Origin of the sequence: Actinoplanes sp. NBC_00393 (assembly GCF_036053395.1) — a bacterium.
In the GTDB taxonomy this organism is placed as follows: Bacteria; Actinomycetota; Actinomycetes; order Mycobacteriales; family Micromonosporaceae; genus Actinoplanes.
This window is the reverse complement of the sequence record NZ_CP107942.1, coordinates 1,835,316-1,861,644: the sequence shown is the minus strand read 5'-3', so window position 1 is coordinate 1,861,644 and position 26,329 is coordinate 1,835,316. Positions and strand designations below refer to the sequence as shown.

General features: G+C 71.8%; 21 protein-coding genes and 1 pseudogene. 13 read left to right on the top strand and 9 right to left on the bottom strand.

Translation table 11 applies throughout. From position 1 onward, the window contains the following. Nucleotides 1–29 precede the first annotated feature (29 nt). Nucleotides 30–1,019: pseudogene (locus OHA21_RS08480) on the top strand (TDT family transporter); the annotation flags it as partial. A gap of 21 nt (nucleotides 1,020–1,040) precedes the next feature. On the opposite strand, the gene OHA21_RS08475 reads toward OHA21_RS08480, so the two are convergent. Both OHA21_RS08475 and OHA21_RS08470 read right to left on the bottom strand, forming a co-directional pair. Continuing rightward, nucleotides 1,041–2,726 carry a putative bifunctional diguanylate cyclase/phosphodiesterase gene (locus OHA21_RS08475; protein WP_328471922.1) on the bottom strand — a complete coding sequence of 562 codons (1,686 nt, stop codon included), beginning with the start codon at nucleotides 2,724–2,726 and terminating at the stop codon, nucleotides 1,041–1,043. Then, the gene (locus tag OHA21_RS08470) at nucleotides 2,723–3,910 is read right to left on the bottom strand and encodes an FIST signal transduction protein (RefSeq protein WP_328471920.1); all 1,188 of its coding nucleotides are present in this window, start codon (nucleotides 3,908–3,910) and stop codon (nucleotides 2,723–2,725) included. The genes OHA21_RS08475 and OHA21_RS08470 overlap by 4 nt, the downstream gene beginning before the upstream one ends. Before the next feature lie 123 nt (nucleotides 3,911–4,033). On the opposite strand from OHA21_RS08470, the gene OHA21_RS08465 reads away from it, so the two are divergent. Then, nucleotides 4,034–4,171 carry a hypothetical protein gene (locus OHA21_RS08465; protein ID WP_328471918.1) on the top strand — a complete coding sequence of 46 codons (138 nt, stop codon included), beginning with the start codon at nucleotides 4,034–4,036 and terminating at the stop codon, nucleotides 4,169–4,171. A gap of 185 nt (nucleotides 4,172–4,356) precedes the next feature. On the opposite strand, the gene OHA21_RS08460 is transcribed toward OHA21_RS08465, so the two are convergent. Both OHA21_RS08460 and OHA21_RS08455 read right to left on the bottom strand, forming a co-directional pair. Further along, complete coding sequence (locus OHA21_RS08460) at nucleotides 4,357–5,943, bottom strand: methyl-accepting chemotaxis protein (protein ID WP_328478339.1); 1,587 nt, start codon at nucleotides 5,941–5,943, stop codon at nucleotides 4,357–4,359. Nucleotides 5,944–6,020: 77 nt separating this feature from the next. Next, nucleotides 6,021–6,863: an RDD family protein gene (locus OHA21_RS08455; RefSeq protein WP_328471916.1), complete on the bottom strand. Its 843-nt coding sequence runs from the start codon at nucleotides 6,861–6,863 to the stop codon at nucleotides 6,021–6,023. Between the two features lie 55 nt (nucleotides 6,864–6,918). Here OHA21_RS08455 and OHA21_RS08450 point away from each other — a divergent pair, with 55 nt between their 5' ends. Beyond that, nucleotides 6,919–7,902 carry a stage II sporulation protein M gene (locus tag OHA21_RS08450; protein ID WP_328471914.1) on the top strand — a complete coding sequence of 328 codons (984 nt, stop codon included), beginning with the start codon at nucleotides 6,919–6,921 and terminating at the stop codon, nucleotides 7,900–7,902. A 425-nt stretch (nucleotides 7,903–8,327) separates the two neighbouring features. On the opposite strand, the gene OHA21_RS08445 is transcribed toward OHA21_RS08450, so the two are convergent. The 5 genes from OHA21_RS08445 to OHA21_RS08425 are packed head-to-tail and all read right to left on the bottom strand — an operon-like array spanning nucleotide 8,328 to nucleotide 13,249. Continuing rightward, the gene (locus OHA21_RS08445) at nucleotides 8,328–9,644 is read right to left on the bottom strand and encodes a DUF58 domain-containing protein (RefSeq protein ID WP_328471912.1); all 1,317 of its coding nucleotides are present in this window, start codon (nucleotides 9,642–9,644) and stop codon (nucleotides 8,328–8,330) included. Continuing rightward, nucleotides 9,644–10,606 carry an AAA family ATPase gene (locus OHA21_RS08440; protein ID WP_328471910.1) on the bottom strand — a complete coding sequence of 321 codons (963 nt, stop codon included), beginning with the start codon at nucleotides 10,604–10,606 and terminating at the stop codon, nucleotides 9,644–9,646. Before OHA21_RS08440 ends, OHA21_RS08445 begins: the two co-directional genes overlap by 1 nt. Continuing rightward, nucleotides 10,603–11,856, bottom strand: coding sequence for a DUF4350 domain-containing protein (locus OHA21_RS08435; RefSeq protein WP_328471908.1), 1,254 nt, complete (start codon nucleotides 11,854–11,856; stop codon nucleotides 10,603–10,605). The genes OHA21_RS08440 and OHA21_RS08435 overlap by 4 nt, the downstream gene beginning before the upstream one ends. Continuing rightward, nucleotides 11,853–12,410, bottom strand: coding sequence for a DUF4129 domain-containing protein (locus OHA21_RS08430; RefSeq protein ID WP_328471906.1), 558 nt, complete (start codon nucleotides 12,408–12,410; stop codon nucleotides 11,853–11,855). The genes OHA21_RS08435 and OHA21_RS08430 overlap by 4 nt, the downstream gene beginning before the upstream one ends. Beyond that, a complete protein-coding gene (locus OHA21_RS08425; RefSeq protein ID WP_328471904.1) occupies nucleotides 12,407–13,249 on the bottom strand; it encodes a hypothetical protein in 843 nt (280 codons plus the stop codon). Before OHA21_RS08425 ends, OHA21_RS08430 begins: the two co-directional genes overlap by 4 nt. Nucleotides 13,250–13,381: 132 nt before the next feature. Between OHA21_RS08425 and OHA21_RS08420 the strand changes: the two genes are divergently transcribed. The 10 genes from OHA21_RS08420 to mnhG all read left to right on the top strand — a co-directional run bounded on the left by OHA21_RS08420 (nucleotide 13,382) and on the right by mnhG (nucleotide 25,329). Further along, nucleotides 13,382–15,136, top strand: a complete 1,755-nt coding sequence (locus tag OHA21_RS08420; protein WP_328471902.1) for an FAD-binding dehydrogenase — start codon at nucleotides 13,382–13,384, stop codon at nucleotides 15,134–15,136. 865 nt (nucleotides 15,137–16,001) lie between these two features. Next, nucleotides 16,002–17,672, top strand: a complete 1,671-nt coding sequence (locus OHA21_RS08415) for an ISAzo13 family transposase (RefSeq protein ID WP_442875064.1) — start codon at nucleotides 16,002–16,004, stop codon at nucleotides 17,670–17,672. 236 nt (nucleotides 17,673–17,908) lie between these two features. Further along, on the top strand, nucleotides 17,909–18,853 hold the full coding sequence (locus OHA21_RS08410) for a sensor histidine kinase (protein ID WP_328471899.1): 945 nt from the start codon (nucleotides 17,909–17,911) through the stop codon (nucleotides 18,851–18,853). Further along, complete coding sequence (locus OHA21_RS08405) at nucleotides 18,850–19,503, top strand: response regulator transcription factor (RefSeq protein ID WP_328471897.1); 654 nt, start codon at nucleotides 18,850–18,852, stop codon at nucleotides 19,501–19,503. Before OHA21_RS08410 ends, OHA21_RS08405 begins: the two co-directional genes overlap by 4 nt. A 2-nt stretch (nucleotides 19,504–19,505) precedes the next feature. Beyond that, nucleotides 19,506–22,295, top strand: coding sequence for a Na+/H+ antiporter subunit A (locus tag OHA21_RS08400; protein ID WP_328471895.1), 2,790 nt, complete (start codon nucleotides 19,506–19,508; stop codon nucleotides 22,293–22,295). After that, nucleotides 22,292–22,681, top strand: coding sequence for a Na(+)/H(+) antiporter subunit C (locus OHA21_RS08395; RefSeq protein ID WP_328471893.1), 390 nt, complete (start codon nucleotides 22,292–22,294; stop codon nucleotides 22,679–22,681). Before OHA21_RS08400 ends, OHA21_RS08395 begins: the two co-directional genes overlap by 4 nt. Beyond that, nucleotides 22,678–24,186 (top strand): Na+/H+ antiporter subunit D, encoded by a 1,509-nt coding sequence (locus tag OHA21_RS08390; RefSeq protein ID WP_328471891.1) that lies wholly within the window; start codon nucleotides 22,678–22,680, stop codon nucleotides 24,184–24,186. Before OHA21_RS08395 ends, OHA21_RS08390 begins: the two co-directional genes overlap by 4 nt. Further along, nucleotides 24,183–24,749 (top strand): Na+/H+ antiporter subunit E, encoded by a 567-nt coding sequence (locus tag OHA21_RS08385; RefSeq protein WP_328471889.1) that lies wholly within the window; start codon nucleotides 24,183–24,185, stop codon nucleotides 24,747–24,749. The genes OHA21_RS08390 and OHA21_RS08385 overlap by 4 nt, the downstream gene beginning before the upstream one ends. After that, a complete protein-coding gene (locus tag OHA21_RS08380) occupies nucleotides 24,746–25,006 on the top strand; it encodes a monovalent cation/H+ antiporter complex subunit F (protein ID WP_328471887.1) in 261 nt (86 codons plus the stop codon). Before OHA21_RS08385 ends, OHA21_RS08380 begins: the two co-directional genes overlap by 4 nt. Further along, nucleotides 25,003–25,329 carry a monovalent cation/H(+) antiporter subunit G gene (gene mnhG / locus OHA21_RS08375; RefSeq protein ID WP_328471885.1) on the top strand — a complete coding sequence of 109 codons (327 nt, stop codon included), beginning with the start codon at nucleotides 25,003–25,005 and terminating at the stop codon, nucleotides 25,327–25,329. The genes OHA21_RS08380 and mnhG overlap by 4 nt, the downstream gene beginning before the upstream one ends. The last annotated feature ends 1,000 nt before the right edge of the window (nucleotides 25,330–26,329 follow it).

Here is a 26,329-nt window from a genome sequence, read left to right as displayed (position 1 = left end):
GGACCGCCCGGTCCACGGATCTTGGGTAGGTGAGCAGATCCCTGGCCCCCAACTGGTACGCCGCCGTGATGGGCACCGGCATCGTCGCGTCCGCCGCGGTGTCGTTGCCGGTGTCCGGCCTGCGCCCGTTCGCCACCGCCGTCTGGCTGCTCGCCGTTGCCCTGCTGGCGGTCCTGGTCACGGCCTCGGTCCGGCAGTGGCGCCGGCACCCGGCGATCGCCCGCGGGCACCACGCCGACCCGGTGATGGCGAACTTCTACGGCGCCCCGCCGATGGCCCTGCTCAGCGTCGGCATCGGCGCCCTGCTGCTCGGCCCGGACCTGCTCGGCGAGCGGGCGGCGGTCGCGCTGTCCTGGCTGCTGTTCGCCGCCGGGACTGCGACCGGGCTGGCCAGCGCGGTCGCGGTGCCCTATCTGCGGTTCACCCGGCACACCGGCGGCGCGGCGTCCGGCGGCTGGCTGATCCCGGTGGTCCCGCCGATGGTGTCCGCGGCGGCCGGCGCGCTGCTGGTGCCGCACACCCCGCCCGGCCAGCCCCGGCTGACGCTGCTGCTCGGCTGCTACGCGATGTTCGGGCTCAGCCTGATCGCAGCGGTCGTGGTGATCACGCAGGTCTGGCACGAGCTGACGGTCGGCACGGTCGGCCCGAACCGTACGGCGCCGACGCTCTGGATCCTGCTGGGGCCGCTCGGCCAGTCCGTGACGGCCGCCAACCTGCTCGGCACCGCCGCCGCGGACGTGCTGCCCACCCCGTACGCCAAAGCCTTTGCCGCTTTCGGGGTCGTGTACGGCGTACCAGTCTGGGGTTTCGCCCTGCTCTGGGCCTGCCTGGCGACGGCCGTGACGGTCCGTGCCGCCCGCGACCACCTGCCGTTCTCCCCGGCCTGGTGGTCGTTCACGTTCCCGGTCGGCACCTGCGTGACCGGCACCTCGGCGCTGGCCGCCCAGACCGGCGCGACGATGTTCCGCGTCGTCGCCGTCCTGCTCTACGCCGTGCTGGTCACCGCCTGGCTCGTCGTCTCGGCCCGCTCGGTGGCCGAGCTAATCCGCGGCCGCCAGGCCGAGCGCGGCCGGGACGTCGGCCGGGTGCACCGGCCGGCACAGGTGGTAGCCCTGGCCGAGATCGCAGCCGAGCCGGCGCATCGCGCGCCGTTGCGCCTCGGTCTCGATGCCTTCCACGACGGTACGCAGACGCAGGGTGCGGGCCAGTTCGACGACGGCACGGACGACGGCGAGGTCCTCGCGGGTCGGTTCGGCACGGCTGATGAACGCCCGGTCGATCTTGAGTTCGTCGACCGGGAGCTGCTGCAGGTAGGACAGCGACGAGTAGCCGGTGCCGAAGTCGTCGACGGCGACCGCGACGCCGAGCGACTTCAGGTCGGTGAGGCAGGCGATCGCGGTCCGCGGGTCGCTCATCAGCACCGATTCGGTCAGTTCCAGGGTCACCGCGGCCGGCGGCAGACCGGTACGGGCCAGCATCCGCTGCACGTCGGCGGCGAACTGCGGGTCGGTGAGCTGACGGCCGGAGACGTTCACGTTGAGTCCGAGGCCGGGCATGGTGCGGCGCCAGAGCGCGGCCTGTTCCCCGGCGGTGTCGAGCACCCAGCGTCCGATGTCGGCGATCAGGCCGGTCTCCTCGGCCATCGGCACGAAGTCGGCGGGTGACACGTACCCCTGACCGGGTTTGTCCCAGCGGATCAGGGCCTCGACGCCCGTCGCCGCGCCGGTGGCCAGCCGGATCAGGGGCTGGTACTGCAACCGGAACTCGCCCTGCGCGAGCGCCCGCTGCAGATCGCCGTTGAGCGTGAGGCGCGCCAGCGCCTCCGCGTGCATGGCCGGCTCGAAGACGACGACCTTGCCGGGACCGTCCTTCTTGGCCCGGTACATCGCCACGTCGGCGTTGCCGAGCAGGTCGGCGGGGTCGGCGCCGGGGCAGGTGGCGACGCCGATGCTGGCGCCGATGAAGACGTCGCGGCCGGCGATCCGGAACGGCCGGCGGATCGCGTCGATCAGCTGCCGGGCGATCAGGACCGCCCGGTCCGGGTCGGGGTCGGCGAGCAGCACGGCGAACTCGTCGCCGCCGATGCGCGCCGCGGTGTCCTGCGGGCCGAGGCAGTCGCGCAGGCGGGCGGCGACCAGGCCGAGCAGTTCGTCGCCGGCCTGGTGGCCGAGGCTGTCGTTGACCGCCTTGAACCGGTCCAGGTCGATGAAGAGCACGGTCGTGGTGGCGCCGGACCGGGCGGCCACCAGCTCCAGGAAGAGCACCCGGGTGGGCAGGCCGGTCAGCGAGTCGTGCCGGGCCTCGCGCAGCGAGTCCAGCAGGGCCAGTCGCTCGGACGCCAGCCGGCGCTCGGTGGTGAGCAGGGTGATGTTCTGCAGGGCCAGGCCCAGGGTCTGCGCCATCGCCTGCAGCAGCTGCCGCTCCTCGGCGTCGAGGGGGTCACCGGCCCGGCCGATCAGCAGCTCCCCGCCGCTGAACCGGGCCACCGCGGCGTACACCTCGCCCAGCCCGGGCACGTCCAGGGTCTGCGGGGCCGCCGGCAGGTCACCCTCGGGCGTGAAGCCCCAGGAAGCCTCCACCCGGCCGTCCCGCAGCACCGCGCCGACCTCGGCCTCGAGGACCTCGGCGGCGCGTTCCACCGCGGTCGAGATGGCCGAGCGTTCGTCCTGCGGCTCGCAGACCGCCGCGAAGTACTCGGTGAGCTGGTGGGTGGACCAGTGGTTCACGACCGGCCCAGCGCGAGCGTGACCATGGTGAAGTGGTGCATGCCGAGGGCGCCGCGGGTCCGGGCGATCTCGCCGTTGGTGTAGAAGCCGCCGTACGGGGCGCCGTTCAGCGTCTTGGTCATCCCGGCGATCTCCCGGTCCAGGCCGCCCTCGCCGAGGGTGATCCGCCGGGCCGCGCAGTCGAACACCAGCACGCCGAGCGCCTCGCGGCCGCCGAGCCCGTCGAGCGCCTGCACACACGCCTCGTTGGAGCCCTCGACCAGGGCGTCCTGATCGCTGACCATCATCCAGGCGAGCGCGCCCTGCGGCACGTCGGCCAGGCAGATCAGCGACCGGTCGGAGCGGTCCCCGGCGTGGATCACCCGGATGTCCTCGCCGCTGCGCCGGGACAGGCCGAGCGGGTGCAGGAACGCGGCGTCGCGGAACGCCTCCTCGTCGTCGACCAGGGACTCGTCGAGACCGAGGCGTTCCAGGAGCACGTCGAGTGCGGGCCGGCCGTCGAGCTCGTAGATCCGGCCCTCCCGGCTGCTGGTCACGATCATGGCTGCGCCGTCCTTGCGCCAGCCGTGCGCGATGCCGACGCCGAGCGGGGCGTCCGAGCCGACCCCGACCCCGATCACCGCGTCGGAGAGGATCTCGACGCCGTCGCGGCCGCCGTGGAACTGGTAGGTGCGCACGTAGGTGAGGTGGTCGCCGGCGCAGCCGCCGACCAGCGGGACCGCCGCGCCGGCCACCGAGTACGCGCCCCGGATGATCTCGTGCTGCGACCCGGTCAGCCCGTCACAGAGCATCAGCAGCGCCCGGTGCTCGCTGTCCAGCCCGGCCAGGCAGGACGCCGCCTGCGCCCCGGCCTCCCGCAGCCCGGTGCTGGCGTCGCGGGTGACGTGGGTACGCACGGCCAGCCCCGGCCCGCCCCACGCGGTGATCGCGACCCCGTCCCGGCTCTCCTCATCGGTCGCGATCTGTCCGGAGGTGGTGCAGCCGACGATCACGGTGTCCGCGGCGACCCGCTCCCGGACCGCGTCGAGCATCTCCGGCACGTGGTGGCCGACCGAGCAGAACACGAACACGACGACCGGCGCGCGCCCGGCGATCGCGGCTTGCGCGGCCTGCGCGCCGGCGGCAGCGGGATCAGTCAGGGTGCTGTGGCCGGTGCCGAACCAGCATGCGTCGTCGAGTGTCATGCCCGGGGGAATCGGCCGGCCCGCGGCAAACCTGAGATCGATGTTCTTGACTAGAATGCTGTGAGCGTTAACACTCGGGAAACGTGAGATCCCTGCTCGTGCTCGTCACCGTCCTCCCCCGTCGTGGACAAGCACAGTGCCGATCGGATCGACGTGACGATCTGGAACGCCCGGTCCGGAAAGATCGTCCACCGCGTGTCCGGGAAGCTCTCCGGTGGTGGTGTCGTCGTGGCGTCGCGGTTGAAGGCCGGCGTCCACTGAGCCCGGGCGTCACGGCTGCGGCAGCCCCCCTCCCGCAGCCGTGACGCCCGACCCTGTCAACCAGCCGCCGAACTGCTCAAGCCCGGCGGTCGCGTTGGAGGGCCGGGCCACGTGCTTGATCGCGTGGTGCGGCGGGACGGTGTAGCGGGTTTGGGAACGGCCATTGCCCGTACCCATCATGGTTCTCAATGTCTGAAGCTGCCCACGATCTCCGTGAGGTCGCTGGCCAGCCGGGTGAGATCGTCGGCGGCGATCTGGGTGGTGCGGGCGCCCTCGGCGGTCGCCGCCGCCACGTCGGCGACGCTGGAGACGGTACGCGCCACGTCCTGGCTGTTCCCCGCTGCCTCCGCGACCGAACGGCTCATCTCGGCCGTCGTCGCGGTCTGCTCCTCCACGGCCGAAGCGATCGTCGTCGTGAAGTCACCGATGTTGCCGATCACCTCGGTGATCTCCTCGATCGCCGCGGCCGCCGCCGTGCTGGAGGTCTGGATGGCGCCGATCCGGGCGGTGATCTCCTCGGTCGCCTTGGCGGTCTGCTGCGCCAGCTCCTTGACCTCGCCCGCCACCACCGCGAACCCCTTGCCCAGCTCGCCCGCCCGCGCCGCCTCGATCGTCGCGTTCAGGGCCAGCAGATTCGTCTGCTCCGCGATGCTGGTGATCAGCTTGACCACCTCGCCGATCTCGACGCTGGCCGAGCCGAGTTCGGCGACCTGCGCGTTGGTGCGCTCGGCGACCGACATGGCCTTCTGGGCGACCTCGGCCGCCTGGCCGGCGTTCGAGGCGATCTCGGTGATCGAGGCGCTCATCTCCTCGGCGCCGGCCGCGATCGCCTGCACACCGGTGTTGACGTCCTCGGTGGCGCTGGTCGCTGAGCCGGCCTTCTCGGCCGCGTCGCCGGCGCCCGACTGCAGCTGAGCGCTGACCGCTGACAGCTCCTCGGCGGCCGCGGCCAGGCTGACCGCGGTCTGCGACATCCGGCCGCCGATGATGTCGCGCAGGCGGGCCGTCGTGGAGTTCAGGGCGGCGCCGAGCTGGCCGAGCTCGTCGCGGCCCCTCACCTCAGCGGTGACGGTGAGGTCGCCCTGTTCGACCCGCCGCAGGGCGCCGACCACCCGGGCCAGGGATCCGCTGACCGTACGGGCCACCATGACGCCGATCGCGAGAGCCAGAGCCACTCCGATGATCAGGACGGCGATCAACAGGTTCCGGGCGAACGTGAAGGTCGACTGAGCCTGATCAGCAGCGGCCTGGGCCTGCGCCGTCTCCAGTTCGTCGAGGGTGCCCAACGCAGCGCTGACCTGGTCGAACGCCTCGTCGAACGGACCGTTGGCGGCTCTTGCGGCCTCCTCGCTCCGCATCGCCCGGCTCGGTGGCAGCACCTGCTCGTCGGCGATCTCGCGCATCGCGAGCAGGGCCGTCCGGAACTCATCGCGGGCGGTCTGCTCCTCCGCGGTCGCCTCCCCCGCGCTGTAGTCGGTCCACAGCACGTCGACCTGCCCGCGGAACTCCTTGATCTGCTCGTCGAGCGCCGCCATCTCGGTCTTGTCCGTGCTGATCACCTGCAGCAGGATGGTCGACCGCACCTCGTTGACGTAGCCGTCGATCTCGGCGAGCTCGGTGATCGGCAGCAGGTTGCGTTCGTAGATCCCGCCGCCGGTCTCGTCGACCTCGCTGAGCTCGTAGATGCCCACCAGCCCGGCCACCACCGCGGCGATCACACCGACCAGTACGGCGGACAGGACCTTGCCGAGCACCGGCACGTTGCCCCACATGTCCTTCACATTGTCAGCGAATACCACCGAAGGCCGTCTCGGGACCCAAAAGCGCAAATGCGGCAGGTCTGTTCTTTTCAGCCCGGTGTGCGCCCGAAGCCCGGCAGCATCCGGCCGGTCAGCACCCGGCCGGTAGCCAGCTGGGCCTCGGCCCGGCGGCGCCGCTCAGCGCCCACCGCGGCCAGCAGCACCCACGGCGCGGTGCCCGGCGGCGGAGGCGGGGTCACCCGGGCGTACACCTCGCTCGCGAGTTCGTCGCGCAGCCGGCTCGAGTACGGCTCGCGAATTCGGCCCGCACGGGACAGGTACTGGCGGATCGACAGGGCCAGGTCGTCGCCGATCGCGGAGAGGTCGGCGACCGCGGCCCAGCCGGCCAGGGCGGGCGGCATCAGCGGAGTCGGCTGCCACGGGGCCGGGCGGCGCACGTGCACGACCAGGGTGCCGGCGGCCAGGTCACCGAGCCGGCGGCCACGGTCCGAGGAGAGCATCGTGCCGAGACTGACCACCCAGGTGAGCGGCAGGAGCAGCAGCCCCGGCCACTCCACGGCGAGACCGACCAGGGCGCGGGTGAACGCGTGCCGGGCCCGGATCGGACCGCCGTCCTCCCGGATCACCCGCAGCCCGACGACCGCCTTGCCGACGCTGCGGCCGTTGGTCAGCGTCTCGATCACGGTCGGATAGCCGAGCACGGTCACGATCAGGACGACCCGCAGCACGGTGTTGAACAGCGCGTCGTCGACCAGGTCGCCGGGCAGCAGCGACAGCGTGATCAGGGACAGAATGAACAGCACGAACCCGACGCCGGCCTGCGCGGCGATGTCGAAGATCAGCGCCAGGGCACGGGCGCCCAGCCGGGCCGGGCGCAGGTCGAGCTCGACCGCCTCGGCGTTGATCAGCCGTCCGTCCACCCTTCCGTCCACCGGGACAGTGAACACGATCGCCGTCCGGCGTACGGCAGCGGCTAGGCTCACGGCCGTGGATCTGGACGCGTACGTGCTGGAACGCGCCGGCGAATGGGACCGGATGGAGCAGCTGGCCCGCCGACGCCGGCTGTCCGCGGCCGAGGCCGACGAGCTGGTGGTGCTCTACCAGCGGGCCACCACCCACCTGTCGGTGATCCGCAGCCGCACCCCCGATCCGGTCGTGGTGGCCGACCTGTCCCGGCAGCTGCTGGCCGGCCGCGCCGCGATCAACCGGGGTGGCCGGTTCTCGCTGCGGCCTGTGCTGCACTTCCTCACCGACCGGTTCCCCGCCGAGCTGTACCGCACCCGCTGGTGGTGGCTCACCATGTCGGCGCTGCTCACCGGCCTGACCGCCGCCCTGATCTGGTACGTCGCCGCGAACCCGGACGTGGCCGGCATGTTCCTCTCCGACGCCGACATCGCGCGACTGGTCGAAGAGGACTTCGTCGGCTACTACAGCGAGTACCAGGCGCAGAACTTCGCCGGCCAGGTGTGGACCAACAACGCCCTGCTCACCGCCCAGTGCATCGCCGCCGGCGTGCTCGTCGTCCCGGTGTTCTACCTGCTCGGCGTCAACATCTTCAACGTCGGCATGACCGGCGGCGTGATGGTCACCGCGGGCGCCGGGGACACGTTCCTGACGTACATCTCCCCGCACGGCCTCCTCGAACTGACCTGCCTGTTCATCGGCGCCGGCGTCGGCCTGCGGATCGGCTGGTCCTGGATCGCCCCCGGCCCGCTGCGCACCCGCCGCCAGTCGCTGGTCGACCGGGTCCGCAGCGGCATGCTGATCGCCGTCGGCCTGGTCCCGACGCTGCTGGTCGCAGGCCTGCTGGAGGCCTACGTGACCCCGTCGCCCCTGCCGCCGCTGGTGCGCATCAGCATCGGCGCCTTCGTGTGGGCAGCCTTCCTGGCCTACGCCCTGCTGCTGGGCCGCAGCGCCGAAGCCCGCCGCAGGGCCGACGACGAGGCAGGCTACGACCTACCCAGCGCCTGATCTCCCACAGACCCTGCAAGCCAGCCGAGCATGCGTGGCTGTCGCTCAGGATCGCTTGCGCGCTTTGCCGTCGGGCGGGCCGGCCGTCGGGAGCCACCCGGTGGGCAGGTACGGCGACTCCCGGTGACATATGAGTTCCCGAACGCCGACACACCCACAGCGGGTGTACCTACACCCACTACGGGTGTGACCCTTCATCCGGAAGGTCTCCCACCGCAGAACGCCGGCCGCCGCGCGCACGGTGCTCTGCCAGCCGGGGCGGGTCCGGCTGGATAGAAAGCAACGGCAGGCTGGTGCGCACCCGCACCCGCACCCGCGCCTGGACCGCGACCCGGCCGACCCACCCGGCACGACTCGCGATCGAGGTGAGCGGCGGACAGCCTCCGACTCCGGAGCGACGGCGAGACCACGACGTCGAAAGCCCGCTAGAGGCGGCCGGTGGCTTTGAGCAGCAGGTAGACGTCGGCTACGCGGCCGGCGAAAGTGTCGGCGTCGGCGTCTACGACGGTGGCGCCGAAGCGGGAGAGGACGTCGCGGACCTGGTCGCGTTCGGTGAGGGAGCGCTGGGCGGCGGCGGCGGTGTGGACGTCGGCGGCGGTTCCGGCGGTGGGGAGGCGCGCGAGGCGGGAGACGGCGGGGTCGCGGACGCCGGCGACGACGACCTTGTGGCGGGCGGTCAGGCGGGGCAGCAGCGGGAGCAGGCCCTCGACCATCGGCGCGGGTTCCAGGGCGGTGAAGATGACCACCAGGGAACGTTTGCGGTCGCGGCGCAGCAGGTCGCGGGCGAGCAGGGCGAAGTCGGTTTCGGCGGGGGCCGGTTCCAAAGAGGCCATGGCGTCGATCAGGCGGGCGAGCTTGGCCTTGTGGCCGCCGCCTTCCACCCGGGATCGGACGGTGCTGTCGAGGGCCAGCAGGTCGAGGCGGTCGTCGGCGCGGTCGGCCAGCACGGCCAGCAGCAGGGCGGCGTCGATGGCGGCGTCCAGGCGGGGCGCGTCGCCGAGGCGCAGGGCTGACGTGCGGCCGGTGTCCAGGACGCAGACCAGGCGACGGTCGCGTTCCGGGCGCCAGGTGCGGACCACCACGTCGTTGTGCCGGGCGCTGGCCCGCCAGTCGATGGAGCGGACGTCGTCGCCGATCACGTATTCGCGCAGCACGTCGAACTCGGTGCCGTGACCGCGGCCGCGGGCCACGACCGTGCCGTCGATGACCCGCATCCGGGCGAGCTTCTCCGGCAGGATCCGCCGGGACGGGAAGCGGGGCAGCACGCGCAGCGTCCACGGCGGAGTGTTGCGCTCGTTCCACTGCCGGCGGCGCTGCCGGTACGCGATGCCGAGCGGCCCGTACGACCGGAGGGTGACCCGCACCGCCGGCCGGTCGCCGTGCCGGATCGGGTCGAGCGTCGTCGTGATGGTGTGCTGCTCGCCGCGGGGTAGGAACACGTCGTGCCGGGCCGGCCACGCGCCCGCCGACGGCACCCAGCTGTCCCGGACGAGCAGCCGCAGCGGCCGCTTCGCCACGTTGATCATGGTGAGCCGGACCGTGGCCGTGCCGCCGAGCCACACCGTGCGGTCGCCGTCGCGCAGCAGCCGCACCTTGGCCAGCGGCCCGGCCACCGAGAAGTCGAAGACCGCGAGCAGCAGCGCGAAGCCGAACACGCCGAGGACGGCCAGCCAGGGCCAGGGCAGCAGCGCGGGCAGCGGTACGCCGGCCGCGAGCACGGCGGCGAAACGCCGGGTGACCATCAGCGGGGCGTGGGCACGGTGGCGAGCACACCGGCGAGGACGGCTTCGACGGTCACCCCGTCCAGTTCGGCGTCGGCGCGCAACCGCACACGGTGACGCAGGACGGGTACGGCGTACCCCTTCACGTCATCCGGAATGACGTAGTCGCGGCCGCTGAGCCACGCGTACGCCTTAGAGACTGCCAGCAGCGCCGTCGCACCGCGCGGTGAGGCGCCCAGCTCGAGCGCCGGAGTGGCGCGCGTAGCGCGGCAGAGGTCCACGATGTAACCGAGCACCGGCTCGGCCACCCCGACCCGCTGCACCGCCGCCCGCCCGGCCGCCAGGTCCGCCGGCCCGGCCACCGGGACGATCCCCGCCGCCTTCAGGTCGCGCGGGTCGAAGCCGTGGTGGTGGGCGCGCAGCACGTTCAGCTCGTCGTCGCGTTCCGGCAGCGGCACGGACAGTTTCAGCAGGAACCGGTCGAGTTGCGCTTCGGGAAGCGGGTACGTCCCCTCGTACTCGATCGGGTTCTGGGTGGCGGCGACCAGGAACGGCTGCGGCAGCGGGCGCGGTGTTCCGTCCACGCTGACCTGGCGTTCCTCCATGGCCTCGAGCAGCGCGGCCTGGGTCTTCGGCGGGGTCCGGTTGATCTCGTCGGCGAGCAGCAGGTTGGTGAAGACCGGCCCGGCGCGGAAGTTGAACGCGGCGGTCCGCGCGTCGTAGACCAGCGAGCCGGTGACGTCGCCGGGCATCAGGTCGGGGGTGAACTGGACGCGTTTGGTGTCCAGGCTCAGGGCCGCCGACAGCGCCCGGATCATCAGGGTCTTGGCCACCCCGGGTACGCCTTCGAGCAGCACGTGCCCACCGCAGAGCAACGCCACCACGACTCCGCCGACGACCGCTTCCTGCCCGACGACGGCCTTGCCGACCTCGATGCGCAGGCGGCTCAGCGCCTGGCGGGCCTCTTCGTGTTCGGAGGTCACGGTGCTTCTCCTTTGGTACGGGTGATCTCGCGTTCCAGGTCCTGGACGAACCGGGCGGCGGTCACCAGGTCCTCGTCGGATTCCGGGGTGCCGCCGTCGAGGACGGTACGCACGTACTCGGCGGGCAGTCCGGCCTGCCCGGCGATCCGGTCGGTGTCCGCGTCGGGCGGCAGACCGAGATGGTCGGTGATCCGGCGCCGGGCCGCGGACCGCAGGATGGCCAGCGAGGGTCCCCGGGCGCGGGCCCGCTGGTAGAGGCGGCCGTGGCCGAGCATGGTCTCGTGGGCCGGCACCCGGGACGGCAGCGGCTCGCTGACCGGGGTGCCGAGCCGGCGCGCGGCCGCCACCGCGAGAGCGAGCAGCGCGAGCGCGATCAGCAGGGCGGTGGCCCAGAACGCCGGCGGGAAGGCATCGCTGAGCGAACTCTGCTGCTGGGACTGGCTGCCGCCGTCCCCGCGCTCACCTGATCCGTCGCCCTCGCCCGATCCGTCGCCCTCGCCCGGTGCCCAGGTGCCCTCGCCCGGATACGGGGTGACGGTCCGGGTCGGCCGGGGCGAGGTGGACGGCCGGGGCGGCGTGTCGGGAGCGTGCAGGTCGAGCCAGATCACCCGGCGGTTGCCGGTGAGCAGGTTGACCGCCAGGCCCGCGTTGTCGTGCTCGAGGAGCCGGTCGTTACGGAACGGGTCGGCCGCCCCGGCCAGGATGACCGTGTAGCCGTCCTGCTCGAAGCGGGCCAGCCCGCCGTCGTAGCAGAGCGAACCCTGCGCGATGAGGTACTGGCGGCGCAGCACGGCAGCGCGGCCCGCGACCGGTTCGACGCAGGCCGGCTCGGTGGCCGCGGCCGCCCAACGGGTGCCGGCGACCTCGGCCGGCCACTGGCGCGCCTGCAGGATCCGGTCGTCCGGGGCGACCAGGACCAGCCGGGATCCGGCCGGCAGTCCGGTGGCGGCGGTCAGCGTGGACAGGTGGGCGAACGACGGGGTGGGTACGAAGATCGTCGCCGGGCCGCCCTCGTACAGCGCTGCCAGCGCGTCGGCGGTGGTGGTCCGCCGGTCCACGGTGACACCCCGGTCCCGCAGCAGCCCGGCCAGGCCGCTGGCGCCGATCCCCTCGGTGCTGACCGGCGACAGGTACGCCGGGTCCTCCGGGTCGGCCTGCTCGATCGCGTGCACCACGAGGGTGCCGCCGACGAGCAGCAGCAGAACGAGGAACGGCAGGATGGCCCGCCACCGGCGCCGGTCACGGGTCATGACAGGGCGTCCCGTACCTGAGCGGTGAGCCGGCGCATCCGGGCGTCCTGGTCGGCGCCGGCCTGCCGCCGGCCGTACCAGACCTGCGAGAACAGGTCGGTGGCGCCGTCCAGGGCCGGGCCGAGCGGTGGCTGGTTCGCCGCGGCGACGGCGCTGAGCTCGGCGGCTGTCCAGCCGGGCTGGGGTGCGACGACGCCGGCCCGGGTCAGGTCGGTGACGGTGTCGCGGAGCCGTTGCCGGATCGCCTCGGCATAGCGGCCCTCGGCGGCCAGCCGGTCAGCCAGGCCCGGGTCGGCGACCGCAGCGGCCACCACCGCCGGCGTGGACGGCGGCACGACGACAACCGGTGTCTTCTCCCGTTTCGTCCGCTTACGTCGGCGGAAACGCCAGCGCAACTTGGGAAGCCGGAAGCGGGGGAACCGGCGCGGAATCCAGGCCGGGTACGTGTACCACAGCACCGCGGTCAGCATCGTGACCACGATCAGCAGCAACAGCAGGAGCTGCGGCGGCACCACGTCGAAGACGTCCGCGACGAACTCGTCGTACGCCCTCATCGCACCACCACCAGCGCGGCCGCCTCGTCCTCGCCGCGGCTGCGCCGCCGGTTGATCGCGATGTCCAGGCCCTCGGTCCGGATCCGGGTCTCCACCAGCAGCACCGCGTCGAGGCAGGCCAGCGCCGCGTAGGCGACCGTGTTGGCCAGCGCGTACGCCACCGGGATCGCGTAGTCCAGCCAGTCACCGCGGACCGTGGTGACGAACATCGTGGTCACCGCGGTCCAGCCGGTGCCGAGCGCGAACCGGACCGCGAACCAGACCAGATAGCCCAGCAGCCGGATCCAGAGAGCACGGCCGCCCTCCCGCACGGTCAGCGAGGCGGACCGGCCGAGCGCGCGGAACGGCCCGCCGACCCGGTCGAGGGTGAGCGCCGGGGTGGCCAGGCCGAAAAGCCCGTACAGGAAGATGAACGGCAGCAGACCGAAGAAGGCGGCCGGCCAGGTGAGCAGGGCCAGGATCAGGACCACGATCAGGACCGGGAAGGGCCGGGTACGCCGCCACAGGCTTCGATGCCGCACGGACCTCCCGAGCAGCGCCGGACCGGCGGCCGCCCCGGCGTAGGCGCCGAGCACCGCGATGATGGCCGTCTCCAGGGTGAACCCGGTCGTCGCGAGCAGCCACCAGGCGCCGAAGTTGTCGTCCAGATCCGGCAGGAAGACCGGGGCGGTGACGCCGGCCGCGGCCCGCATCGGGGTGAGCACGAGCTGTTCCACGCCGGCCAGCACCGCGGCGAGGGAGAGCAACGGCAGGGCCCGGGCCCGCAATAGTGCGGTGGCGGCGTCGAGCGTCTCCCCGACGGTCATCACGCGCATCGGGAGCGCCGCCGGAGCCTGCATTCCGCGCATCCTATTTGATCACCTCGATCAACATGCGCCCGCCCACAACCGCCGGCCGCGACGTTGTGCACCGGCGACTATCGCTGTCATCGACGAGCCTGATTGCATCGCGGACAAACCCGAGGAGGTCTCATGAACCGACGTCAGGCGCTGGCCGCGGCCGGTGGAGTCGCCACGGCAGCGGCCCTCGCGGAGGCGGCCCCCGCGTTCGGCGCGGCCGCGGCACAGGACGCCGACGCGATCGTGGTGGGCGGCGGGCTGGCCGGGCTGGTCGCCACCGCCGAACTCGTCGCGGCCGGGCGCAAGGTGCTGCTGCTCGACCAGGAACCCGAGGCGAGCCTGGGCGGGCAGGCGTACTGGTCGTTCGGTGGCCTGTTCCTCGTCGACTCCGCCGAGCAGCGGCTGATGGGCGTGAAGGACTCGTACGACCTGGCCTGGCAGGACTGGCTCGGCACCGCCGGGTTCGACCGCGGGGTGGACGACCCGGCCGGGCAGGACTACTGGGCGTACAAGTGGGCGCAGGCGTACGTGCAGTTCGCCGCCGGTGAGAAACGGTCCTGGTTGGCCGGCCTCGGCGTGCAGTGGTTCCCGCTCGTCGGCTGGGCCGAGCGGGGCGGCGGGCTGGCCGACGGGCACGGCAACTCGGTGCCCCGCTTCCACGTGACCTGGGGAACCGGGCCGGCTGTGATGGAACCGTTCGAGAAGAAGGTGCGCGCGGGTGTGGCCGCCGGCAAGGTCGTCCTCAAGTTCCGGTATCGGGTGGACGAGGTCGTTCGCAGCGGTGGGGCCGTGTCCGGCGTACGCGGAACGATTCTCGAACCCAGCAGCGCGCCGCGCGGCACCCAGAGCTCCCGCGTCGCAGTCGGCGAATTCGACCTGCGTGCCCCCGTCGTGATCGTCACCTCCGGCGGCATCGGCGCCAACCATGATTTGATCCGCCGCAACTGGCCGGCCCGCCTCGGCCCGGCGCCGCGCACCATGATCACCGGCGTGCCCGCGCACGTGGACGGCCGGATGCTCGCCATCACCGCCCAGGCCGGCGGCCGGATCGTCAACCCCGACCGGATGTGGCACTACACCGAGGGCCTGCGCAACTACGCCCCGATCTGGCCCGGCCACGGCATCCGCATCCTGCCCGGTCCATCGTCAATGTGGTTCGACGCCACCGGCCGCCGGTTCAGCCCGCCCGACATGCCCGGCTACGACACCCTGCACACGTTGGGCTCGATCACCCGGACCGGTCACGACTACTCCTGGTTCGTCGCCACCCAGGAGATCGTCGACAAGGAGTTCGCGCTGTCCGGCTCCGAACAGAACCCCGACCTCACCAACAAGAACGTGTGGCAGCTGCTCAGCCGGATCTGGCAGACGCCGGAGCCGATCCAGCGCTTCCAGAAGTACGGCGCCGACTTCGTGGTCGCGCCGAACCTGCCGGAGCTGGTGGCCGGCATGAACCGGGTAGCCGGCAACAACCTCCTCGACGCCGCGTCCCTGAAGCGGCAAATCGACGCCCGGGATCGCGAGATCGACAATGCGTACAGCAAGGACGCGCAGGTGATGGGCATCCGCAACGCCCTGACCTACCCCGGCGACCAGCTGAGCCGCACGGCCGGCGCCCACAAGATCCTCGACGTCGGCAAGGGTCCGCTGGTGGCCGCCAAACTCAACATCCTCACCCGCAAGACCCTCGGCGGCCTGCAGACCGACCTCCAGGCCCGCGTCCTCGACGCCGCGGGCGCCCCCATCCCCGGCCTCTACGCGGCCGGCGAGGTAGCCGGCTTCGGTGGCGGTGGCGTGCACGGCTACCGCTCCCTGGAGGGCACGTTCCTGGGCGGTTGCCTCTTCAGCGGCCGCCAGGCCGGCCGGGCGGCCGCTGCCGCCCTCTGAGCCGGCACGCCACCAGAGCCGGTCCGCCCGCAGAGCCGGTCCGCCCGCAGAGCCAGTGCGCCGGCCGAGCGGGTACGCCGGCAGAGTCGGTCCGCCGGCAGCACGCCGGCCACCGCGCGATCCCCTGCCTGGTCCCGGCCGCACCGCGCCGCCGGGGCCAGGCAGGCCCTTTCAACTGCTGGTAGGACGGCATAGCGTGCCTGCACGACGGCTCATCCCGGCCCAGCCGCCACCTAGACCTGTAACCGGGCCCCTATAGCGCGCCTGGATGGCGGCCCGCCGCACCCAGCCGCCACTCAAGCACGCAACCGGCACACATACCGTGCCTGCGCGGCGGCTCACCCTGGCCAGCCGCCGCCCAGACCTGCAACCGGACCCCCGAAACATGCGCGAACGGCGGCTCACCCCAGCCAGCCGCCACCCAGACCTGCAACCGGACCCCCGAAACATGCGCGAACGGCGGCTCACCCCAGCCAGCCGCCACCCAGACCTGCAACCGGACCCCCGAAACATGCGCGAACGGCGGCTCACCCCAGCCAGCCGCCACCCAAACCCGTAACCGGACCCCCGAAACATGCGCGAACGGCGGCTCACCCCAGCCAGCCGCCACCCAAACCCGTAACCGGACCCCCGAAACATGCGCGAACGGCGGCTCACCCCAGCCAGCCGCCACCCAGACCTGCAACCGGGCCCCCGAGACATGCGCGGACGGCGGCTCGCCCCGGCCAGCCGCCGCGAGAGCATGCAACAGGGCGGCCGGAGCGTGCGGGGACGGCGGCTCGGCGGGACCAGCCGCCACTCAAGCATGTAAGGGCTCGTCGAAGAACAAGCCGTTGCTTGGCGGATTTCGATGCGTTGATCTGTTATGGCGGTATCGGAGGAGGAACGGGGCAGGCTGGCAGCGAAGTTTGAGGTGATCTTGCCGCATCTGGACGAGCGGCAACGCCGGTTGCTGCTGGGTGCTGAGGCTCGGGTGCTGGGGCATGGCGGGATCCGGGCGGTAGCGCGAGCTGCCGGGGTCCGGGAGGGCACGGTGGCTGCGGGCGTCGATGAGTTGGAGGCCGGGGTGGCGCCGCTGGGCCGGGTCCGCCGTGCCGGTGGCGGCCGGAAACCGGTGACCGAACATGATCCCGCTCTGATGCCGGCGTTGTTGGGGCTGGTCGAGCCGGACGAGCGGGGGGACCCGATGTCGCCGCTGCGATGGACGACGAAGTCGTTGCGCCACCTTGCGCAGGAACTGGCCGGGCGGGGTCATAAGGCCGGGCCGGACACGATCGCTGCTCTGCTGCACGGTGAGGGATTCAGCCTTCAGGGCAATGCCAAGACTCTGGAAGGCAGACGCCACCCCGACCGCGACGCCCAGTTCGGCTACATCAACGAGCAGGTCAAGGATTATCTGTCCAGCGGTGACCCGGTCGTCAGCGTCGATACGAAGAAGAAGGAACTCGTCGGCGCGTTCGCGAACAAGGGCCGCGAGTGGCGGCCTGCCGGTGAGCCGGCCGTAGTCCGCACCCACGACTTCGCCGATCCGCAGCTGGGACAGGTGATCCCCTACGGGGTCTACGACCTGGCCGCCGACACCGGCTGGGTCGCCGTCGGCACCGACCACAACACCGCCGCGTTCGCCGTCGCCACTCTGCGCCGCTGGTGGGACGGCTACGGCCGTGACCGCTACCCGAACGCCGGACGGCTCTTGATCACCGCGGACGCCGGCGGATCCAACGGCTACCGCACTCGCGCCTGGAAAACGGATCTGGCCGCTCTCGCCGCCGAAATCGGGCTACCGATCACCGTCTGCCACTTCCCGCCCGGCACCAGTAAATGGAACCGTATCGAGCATCGCTTGTTCGCCCACATCTCGATGAACTGGCGGGCACGACCCCTGACCAGCCACGAGACCATCGTCCACACGATCGCCGCGACCACCACCAGCAGCGGGCTGCGCGTGCACGCCGAACTCGACACCGGCCACTACCCGACCGGCGTCGTCATCACCGACGAGCAGATGAGCACCCTGGCCATCGACCGTCACGACTGGCACGGCGACTGGAACTACACCCTGCGCCCCGACCCGGCCACACCCGCCGGCGAACCCGCGACAGCCCTACCACCGCTGCATCACCTGGCCGCGCTGGTGCACCCGGCCATCACCGGCATGCCCGACAGCGCATGGAACGACCTGATCAACCGGCTCACCGTTCCCCATCAAGCCCAACACGAAGCGTTCCTGCACAACCTGCGCGGCCACGCCCGGCCCCGCGGCGGCGGCCGCAAGATCCGCGTCACCCTCAGCCACCAACTACTGGCCACCTTGCTCCACGACCGCTACCAACTGCCCCGCAAGGTCATCGCCGATCTGTTCGGCGTCGCCGGCACCACCATCAACGTCGCCATCCGCAACACCCGCACCCTGCTCACCCAAATCCAGCACCCCATCGAACCCAGCAACATCCGCCTCACCAACCACACCGACCTCGCCGCTCACACCCGCGCCGCCGGATTCACCGCACCCGCCTTGATCAAAACAGCGAGTTAAAAATCGACGAGCCCTAACCGATCGGGGGCGCGGCCGCATGCCGCTGTGCGAGGGCCGGCTCGGGTGCGGTCGGCGCGGGGGTGCGGATCTGCGGCCGGACCAGCGGAAACGGCCGGAATGCGGTGACGGCTGTGGGCACGGGCACACCCCTGGATGGGGGTCAGCACGGATGGACGCTCAGGCCGCGGGCCGGAAAGCTTGCCGTAATGGCAAAGCGACCGGGAAGGGTGGTGGGCATGTCGCTGTTCGCACGGATTTTCATCTTGAACGCGGCGGTGGTCGCCGTGGCGGCGCTGCTGCTGCTCTTCACGCCGGTGACGGTTTCGCCGCAGGCGCGGCTCGCGGAGGCGCTGATCGTGCTCGCGGGCATGGCGGCCATGCTGGTCACCAACGCGGTGCTGCTGCGGGTCGGGCTGCGGCCCCTCGCACGGCTGACCCGGGTGATGACCACCGTCGACCTGCTGCGGCCGGGCACCCGGCTGGCGGTGCGCGGGCGGGGTGAGGCAGCCGCGCTGATCGTGGCGTTCAACAACATGCTGGACCGGCTGGAGATGGAACGTGCCACCAGCGCCGCGCGGGCGCTGAGCGCGCAGGAGGCGGAGCGGCACCGGGTCGCGCAGGAGCTGCACGACGAGATCGGGCAGACGCTGACGGCGGTGCTGCTGGAACTGAAGCGGGTCGCCGACACCGCGCCGCCGCCGGTTCGCGACCAGCTTCGGCAGGCGCAGGAGAGCACCCGCAACAGTCTCGACGAGATTCGCCGGATCGCGCGGCGGCTGCGTCCGGGCGTACTGGAAGAGCTCGGCCTGGCCAGTGCCCTGCGTGCGCTGGCCACCGAGTTCTCCACCGCGGGCCTGTCGGTGCGCCGGCAGGTCGGCTCCGACCTGCCGCAGCTGAGCCGGGAGGCCGAACTGGTGGTCTACCGGGTGGCGCAGGAGGGGCTGACCAACGCGGCGCGGCACGCCAAGGCCCGGACGGTCGAGTTGCGGTTGCGGGAGGAGGCGGGCGGGGTGGAGCTGTGCGTGAAGGATGACGGCCGCGGTCTGGGCGGCGCCCCGGAGGGCGCCGGCATCCGCGGGATGCGGGAACGGGCCTTGCTGATCGGCGCCGGCCTGAGCGTCGAATCACCGGGCAAAGGCACCGAGGTACGCCTACACGTCCCGATCGGAGTCCCGGCATGAGCCGCCCGACACGCATCCTGCTCGCCGACGATCACGCCCTGGTCCGTCGCGGCGTCCGGCTGATCCTGGACAGCGAACCGGACCTCGAGGTGGTCGCCGAGGCCGCCGACGGCCTGGAGGCGCTGCAGCTGGCCAAGGCCGAGGAGCCGGATCTGGCCGTACTCGACATCGCCATGCCCAAGCTGACCGGTCTGCAGGCCGCCCGCGAGCTGTCCCGCAGCGCCCCGGATCTCAAACTCTTGATCCTGACCATGTACGACAACGAGCAGTACTTCTTCGAGGCGCTGCGGGTCGGCGCCGCCGGTTACGTGCTGAAGTCGGCGGCCGACACCGACCTGGTCGAGGCCTGCCATGCGGCCATGCGCGACGAGCCGTTCCTGTATCCGGGCGCGGTCACCACGCTGGTCCGCGACTACCTCGAACGGGCCCGGGCGGGAACCGCCATTCCCGCCCGGGTCGTCACCGAACGTGAGGAGCAGGTGCTGAAGCTGGTCGCCGAGGGGCACTCCACGAAGGAGATCGCCGACCTGTTGTTCATCAGTGTGAAAACGGTGGAACGCCACCGGTCGAACATTCTGCAGAAGCTGGGCCTGCGCGACCGGCAGGAACTCACCCGCTACGCGATCCGCGCCGGCCTGATCGAGCCCTGATCGTGCTGTTCCTGCTCATCCTCCACGCGGTGGCCGCGGTCCTGGCGGTTCCGCTGGTCCGGGCCGCCGGCAACCGTGCCCTGTACGCCCTCGCCCTGGTCCCCGCGTCAGCCGCCGTCTGGGCCGCCACGACCACGGGACAGGTCCGCACCGAGACGTACCCGTGGGTGCCGCATCTCGACGTCGAGCTGGCTTTCCGTACCGGTCCCCTGCCCTGGCTGATGCTGTTGATCGTCGGCGGTATCGGCGCGATCGTGCTGGCCTACTGCGTGCGGTACTTCCCGGACCGCGACCCGGATCTGGGCCGGTTCGCGGCGGTGTTCCTGGGTTTCGCCGGGGCGATGACCGGCCTGGTGATCTCCGACGACCTGATCGTCCTGTACGTGTTCTGGGAGCTGACCACGGTCTTCTCCTACCTGCTCATCGGGCACAAGCCGGAGCAGGCGGCAGCGCGCCGGGCGGCGATGCAGGCGCTCGTCGTCACCACCGCGGGCGGGCTGGCGATGCTGGTCGGGTTCGTGATGCTCGGCGAGCACGCGGGGACGTACCGGTGGTCGCAGATCGCGGCCGGCCCACTGCCGGAGGGCGGCTATCTGGCCACCGCGGCGGTGCTGATCCTGGCCGGGGCGCTGTCCAAGTCGGCGATCTTCCCGTTCAGCTTCTGGCTGCCGGCCGCGATGGCCGCGCCCACCCCCGCCTCGGCCTACCTGCACGCGGCGTCGATGGTCAAGGCCGGTGTGTTCCTGATCGGCCTGGTCGGACCGGTGTTCGCCGGGGTCGCCGAGTGGCGGACGGTCGCGGTGGCCGCCGGAACGCTGACCGTGCTGCTCGGCGGGTGGGCCGCGATGCGCCAGCACGACCTGAAACTGCTGCTCGCGTACGGCACGGTCAGCCAGCTGGGCCTGCTCACCGTCGCGTTCGGCGCGGGCAGCGAGATCGCGGCCCTGGCCGGTTCCGCGCTGCTGCTGGCGCACGCCCTGTTCAAGGCGGCCCTGTTCCTCGTGGTCGGCGTGATCGACCGCACCACCGGCACCCGTGACCTGCGCGAACTCAGTGACCTGCGCCGCCGGATGCCCGGACTGGCCGTGATCGCGGCGCTCGCGATCGCCTCGATGGCCGGACTGCCGCCGACCGCCGGGTTCGTCGGCAAGGAGTCGCTGTTCGCGGCGTTCGAGCACGGTGGCGTCGCCGACCGGGCGGTTCTGCTCGCGCTGGTTGCCGGGTCGGGGCTGACTGTCGCGTACGGGCTGCGCTTCCTGTGGGGCGCGTTCGGTCACAAGCCCGAGGTGGCAGTGACCCTGCCGCAGCGGGCCGGGTTGGGTCTCACCGCGCCCGCCGGGTTGCTCGCGGTCGGCGGGGTCGCGGCCGGGATCCTGGCTCCGCTGCTGGATCGCGCGCTTCAGCCGTACGGTGCAGGAAACCACCATCTGAGCCTGTGGCACGGTGCCGGTCTCCCGCTGCTGCTCTCGATCGTGGTCCTGGCCGCAGGCCTGGTGATCTTCTTCGGGCCGGGGCGGAACGACAACTGGCCGCGGCAGCTGTTCCCGGCCGCGGAGGGTGTCTACCGGCGGCTGATGTCCGCTGTCGACCGGGCCGCGGTCGAGGTCACCGGCGCGACGCAGCGTGGTTCGCTGCCGTTCTCGCTCGGCATGATCCTGGTGGTCCTGGTCGTGATCGGCGCGACCACGCTGGCGTTGGGTGGTTCCTGGCCGCGCGGCATCCGGCTCTGGGACACCCCGTTGCAGGCGGTCGCCGGTGCGGTGATCGTCGCGGCGGCGCTGCTGGCGGCGCGCGTCCGGCGCCGGATGACCGCGATGATCCTGGTCGGCGTCGCCGGTTACGCCATGGCCGTGCTCTTCGTGCTGCACGGCGCGCCCGACCTGGCGCTCACCCAGTTCCTGGTGGAGACCGCGACGATCGTGATGTTCGTGCTGGTGCTGCGGCGGCTGCCGGCCCGGTTCTCGGCCCGCCCGCTGCGCACCAGCCGGATGACCCGCAACGTGATCGCCGTGGCGGTCGGCCTGGTCACCTCCGGGATGGCGTGGGTGGCGGTCTCCGGCCGGCAGGCCGTCCCGATCTCGGTCGACTTCCCCGCCCTCTCCGTCTCCTACGGCGGCGGCACCAACATCGTGAACGTGGCGCTGGTCGACATCCGCGCCTGGGACACGATGGGCGAGATCTCGGTGCTGGTGGTGGCCGCGACCGGGGTGGCGAGCCTGATCTTCCGGCGCACCGAGGCGCTGCAGGGCCGCAGTACGTCGCCCGGTACCTTCGCGGCCGCGGGCTGGCTGCGCGCCGGCGACACCCCGGAGGCCCGCCGGCAGTCGATCATCCTGCAGGTGGTGGCCCGGGTGCTGTTCCACACCGTGGTGCTGTTCTCGATCTACCTGCTGTTCTCCGGTCACAACGCGCCGGGCGGCGGGTTCGCCGGCGGCCTGGTCGCCGGGCTGGCGCTGACCATCCGGTATCTGGCCGGCGGCAAACCGGAGTTGAACGCGGCCGCCCCGGTCGACGCCGGCCTGGTGCTCGGCACCGGCCTGCTGACCGCGGTCGGCACCGGGATCGCGGCGATGGTCGCGGGCGGCGAGGTGCTGCAGAGTGCCCTGCTCGACGTGCATCTGCCGTTGATCGGGCACGTCCACTTCGCCACGTCGGTCGCGTTCGACATCGGCGTGTACCTGATCGTGGTCGGCCTGGTCCTGGAGATCCTGCGCAGCCTCGGCGCCGAACTGGACAACCGGCACGCTGCTCCGGCTGTAGAGGAAGAACAACGCCAGAAGGAGCTGGTATGACCCCGAATCTGGTCTACATCGTGGTGATCGGGGTGCTGTTCGCGGCCGGCGTCTCGATGGTTCTGGAACGCAGCCTGACCCGGGTGCTGATGGGCATGATCCTGCTCGGCAACGGGGTCAACCTGCTGATCCTGCTCGGCGGCAAGGCCGGGGCGCCGCCGATCGTCGGTGGCGCGCCGGAGAACGAACTGGCCGACCCGCTGCCGCAGATCATGATCCTCACCGCGATCGTGATCACGCTGGGGATGACCGCGTTCCTGCTCGCGCTCGCGTACCGCAGCTGGGCGATGGCCGGGCACGACGAAGTGCAGGACGACGTGGAGGACCGGCGGATCATGCTGCTCGCCGAACGCGACGAGGGTTCCGGAACCGAGGACGAATCATGACGTGGCTCGTACCGTTGCCGGTTGTCATGCCGCTGCTCGGCGCGGCGCTGACGCTGATGATGGCCGGCCGGCCCCGCGCGCAGCGGACCGTCAGCCTCACCGCGCTGACCGCGACACTGCTGGTGTCGGCGGCCCTGCTCTACCTGACCACGACCGAGGGGGCGCTGGTCGTCGCGGTCGGCGGGTGGGTCGCGCCGCTCGGCATCGTGCTGGTCGCCGACGAACTGGCCGCGCTGATGCTGGTGGTGTCGGCGGCAGTCACGGTGTGCGTGCTCGTGTACTCGATCGGGCAGGGCATGGCCGACGGGCACGAGGAGACGCCGCTGTCGGTCTACCACCCGACCTATCTGGTGCTGACCGCCGGCGTGACCAACGCGTTCCTCGCCGGTGACCTGTTCAACCTGTACGTGGGCTTCGAGATCCTGCTGGTGGCGAGCTATGTGCTGCTCACCCTGGGCGGGACCGAGAACCGGATCCGGGCCGGCACCACGTACGTCGTGGTCAGCCTGCTCTCCTCGGTGATCTTCCTGACCGCGATCGGGTTGATCTACGCGGCCACCGGGACGCTGAACATGGCCCAGCTGGCCGGGCGGCTGGACGCGCTTCCGGACGGGCTGCGGCTGACCCTGCAGGGGATGCTGCTGCTCGCGTTCGGGATCAAGGCGGCGGTGTTCCCGCTGTCGTCGTGGCTGCCGGACAGCTATCCGACGGCTCCGGCGCCGGTCACGGCGGTGTTCGCGGGGCTGCTCACCAAGGTGGGGGTGTACGCGATCATCCGTACCGAAACCCTGCTCTTCCCCGGTGGCCGCGCGACCACCGTGCTGCTGATCGCCGCGCTGCTGACCATGGTGATCGGGATCCTCGGCGCGGTAGCGCAGTCCGACATCAAACGACTGCTCTCCTTCACCCTGGTCAGCCACATCGGATACCTGCTGTTCGGGGTGGGCCTGACCAGCGAACTCGGGCTGTCCAGCGCGATCTTCTACGTGGTGCACCACATCACCGTGCAGACCACCCTGTTCCTGGCGGCCGGCCTGATCGAGAAACGCGGCGGCAGCACCGCGCTGGACAGACTCGGCGGGCTGGCCCGGCTCAACCCGGTCCTCGCGCTCGCCTTCCTCATACCCGCGCTGAACCTGGCCGGCATCCCACCGTTCTCCGGGTTCATCGGCAAGCTCGGCCTGATCGAGGCCGGCGTCGCCGACGGCGGCTACCTGGCCTGGCTGCTCGTCGCCGGCAGCGTGCTGACCAGCCTGCTCACCCTGTACGCGATCGCCCGCGTCTGGAACCTGGCGTTCTGGCGCAGCCCGAACCCGGCGATGCCGTCACCCGACGCCGGCCGCTGCCCGCCGCTGATGGTCGTGCCGACGCTGGCGCTGGTCGCGTTCGGCGTGGCGCTGAGCGTGGTGGCCGGCCCGCTGTTCGCGATCGGCGACCAGGCCGCCGGGGACCTGCTGCAACGCGGCGGGTACGCGCAGGCGGTGCTCGGCGGGGATGCGCCGTGATCGCCGGGAAGTGGCGGGACCGGTGCGTCGCCGCGGCCGCGCTCACCGGTATCTGGATGCTGCTCTGGGGTTCGGTCACCTGGCTCACCCTGATCGGCGGGCTGATCATCGCGGTGATCGTGCTGGCTGTCTTCCCGCTGCCGCCGGTCACCTACGCCGGGCGCGTCCACCCGCTCGGGGTGCTGCAGTTCGCCGTCCGGTTCGCCGCCGACCTGGTGGTGTCCAGCGTCCAGGTAGCCATCCTCGCCTTCCGGCCCGGCCGGGTGCCGCGATCCGCGGTGATCGCTGTGCCGCTGCGGGTCCCCTCCGACCTGGGTCTCACCCTCACCGGGGAGGCGCTCTCGCTGGTGCCCGGCAGCCTGATCGTCGAGGCCGACCGGGAGACGGGCGTCCTCTACGTGCACGTCCTCAACGTGGTCGACACCGCCGACGCCGAACGTTTCCGCCGGCAGGTGCTCGCCCTGGAACACCGCATCGTCCACGCCTTCGGCTCCGCCACCGAGCGCCGCGCCTACCACGAGGAGACCCCTGCCATGACCAGCTCGATCAAGGCCCCCACATGACCGCCGTCGCCGTACTCGTCACCGTCCTGCTCACCGCCGGCGCCGTACTCGCCCTGGTCCGCCTGGTCCGCGGGCCGTCGGTGCTGGACCGCATCGTCGCCACCGACGTCCTGCTGGCCATCGTCATCGTCGCCCTCGCCGCCGAGGCCGCATGGTCCCGCGACGCCACCGTCCTGCCGATCCTGGTGGTGCTCTCCATCCTCGGCTTCATCGGCTCGGTCAGCGTCGCCCGCTTCACCACCCGGAAATCCCGATGAACGCCGCCCTCGACGTGCTCGCCGCCGCCTGCCTGATCACCGGCGCATTGCTCACACTCTCCGCCGGCGTTGCGCTGCTGCGCTTTCCGGACCTGCTCTCCCGCATGCACGCCGCGACGAAACCGCAGGTCCTGGGTTTGCTCCTGGTCCTGCTGGCGGGTGCGCTGCGGTTGCGCGACCACTTCGGCATGCTGGCGCTGGTCGCGGTCTTCCAAATGGCCACCGCGCCGGTCGCCGCCCACATGATCGGCCGGGCCGGCTACCGCGCCGGCATGGTCCGCCGCGACCTGCTGGTCACCGACGAACTGGCCGAAAAACCCTGATCTGTACGGATACGCGCGCCTCGCTTTGCAGTCCCGCTGCCGGGCTGCTCGCCGCTCAGCTGGCGCTCAGTGTCGTTTCCCGCCGCCCGAAACAGCCCTCACAACCAGCCACGGCACCCCGGCTGGCTCTCAGTGTCGTTTCTCGGTGCCTGAAGCAGCCCTCAGGACCAGCCACGGCACCCCGGCTGGCGCTCAGTGCCGTTTCGCACCCGCCGAAACAGCCCTCGAAGCCAGCCACGTCAGCCGGCTGGCGCTCTGTGGCCGCGGTGCCGGGATCAGCGGCGCCGGCGCTGGTGTGACCCGGCGTTCTGACAAGTGTGGATCACTACGGCAGCCGTAGTTCCCAGCCGGGCGGCCCTCGAGGTCGGTTCCCGAGGTCGGGCTGGGAGCTGTGGCTGCTTCCACCGGCCGGACGGGTGCGCGGCTCCCAGCCGGATGATCGAAAAGCTCGAAAAGACGGGCCCGGCTGTGCCTTGTGGCTTTCGCCGCTTGCCTCGGTGAGGGAGGCGACCTCAGCGGCGGCCGCCCGTCGGATTCCCAATGCCGATCAGTTCGGAGCCGGGCCAGGCCTGGTGCAGCTCCCACGCCGCCTGGGCCGGTCGATCAGGAGACCGGCACCATCGCCACCGACCGGCCCGGCCCGCATCGTTGCGAGGACGAGGCAGTGCTCGGCGACGGCATCGCGTTCGCCGGGTAGCGAGACTCCCGGCCCGAATCGACGACGCCCTCAGCACCGGCCTCACCGACGACCAAGTGGTGGACAGCGCCAACGCGCGGCCGGGGCCCCCATCTCGGCCTAGTTGATCACCTGGCCGCCTGCTCGCGCTGTCTGCCGAGCGGTCAGACAGCATCACCGCGTGGCCGAGTGATCAAACAAGCCCTAATCGAGGCCCCAGCCGCGCGGCAGCGCTGTCACCACGGCAGGACTGCTCCGGACGTCAGCTCGCATGGCAGCCCATCTGTGGCGTAGACCCATCCCGGACCGCGGCCACCAAGGTCT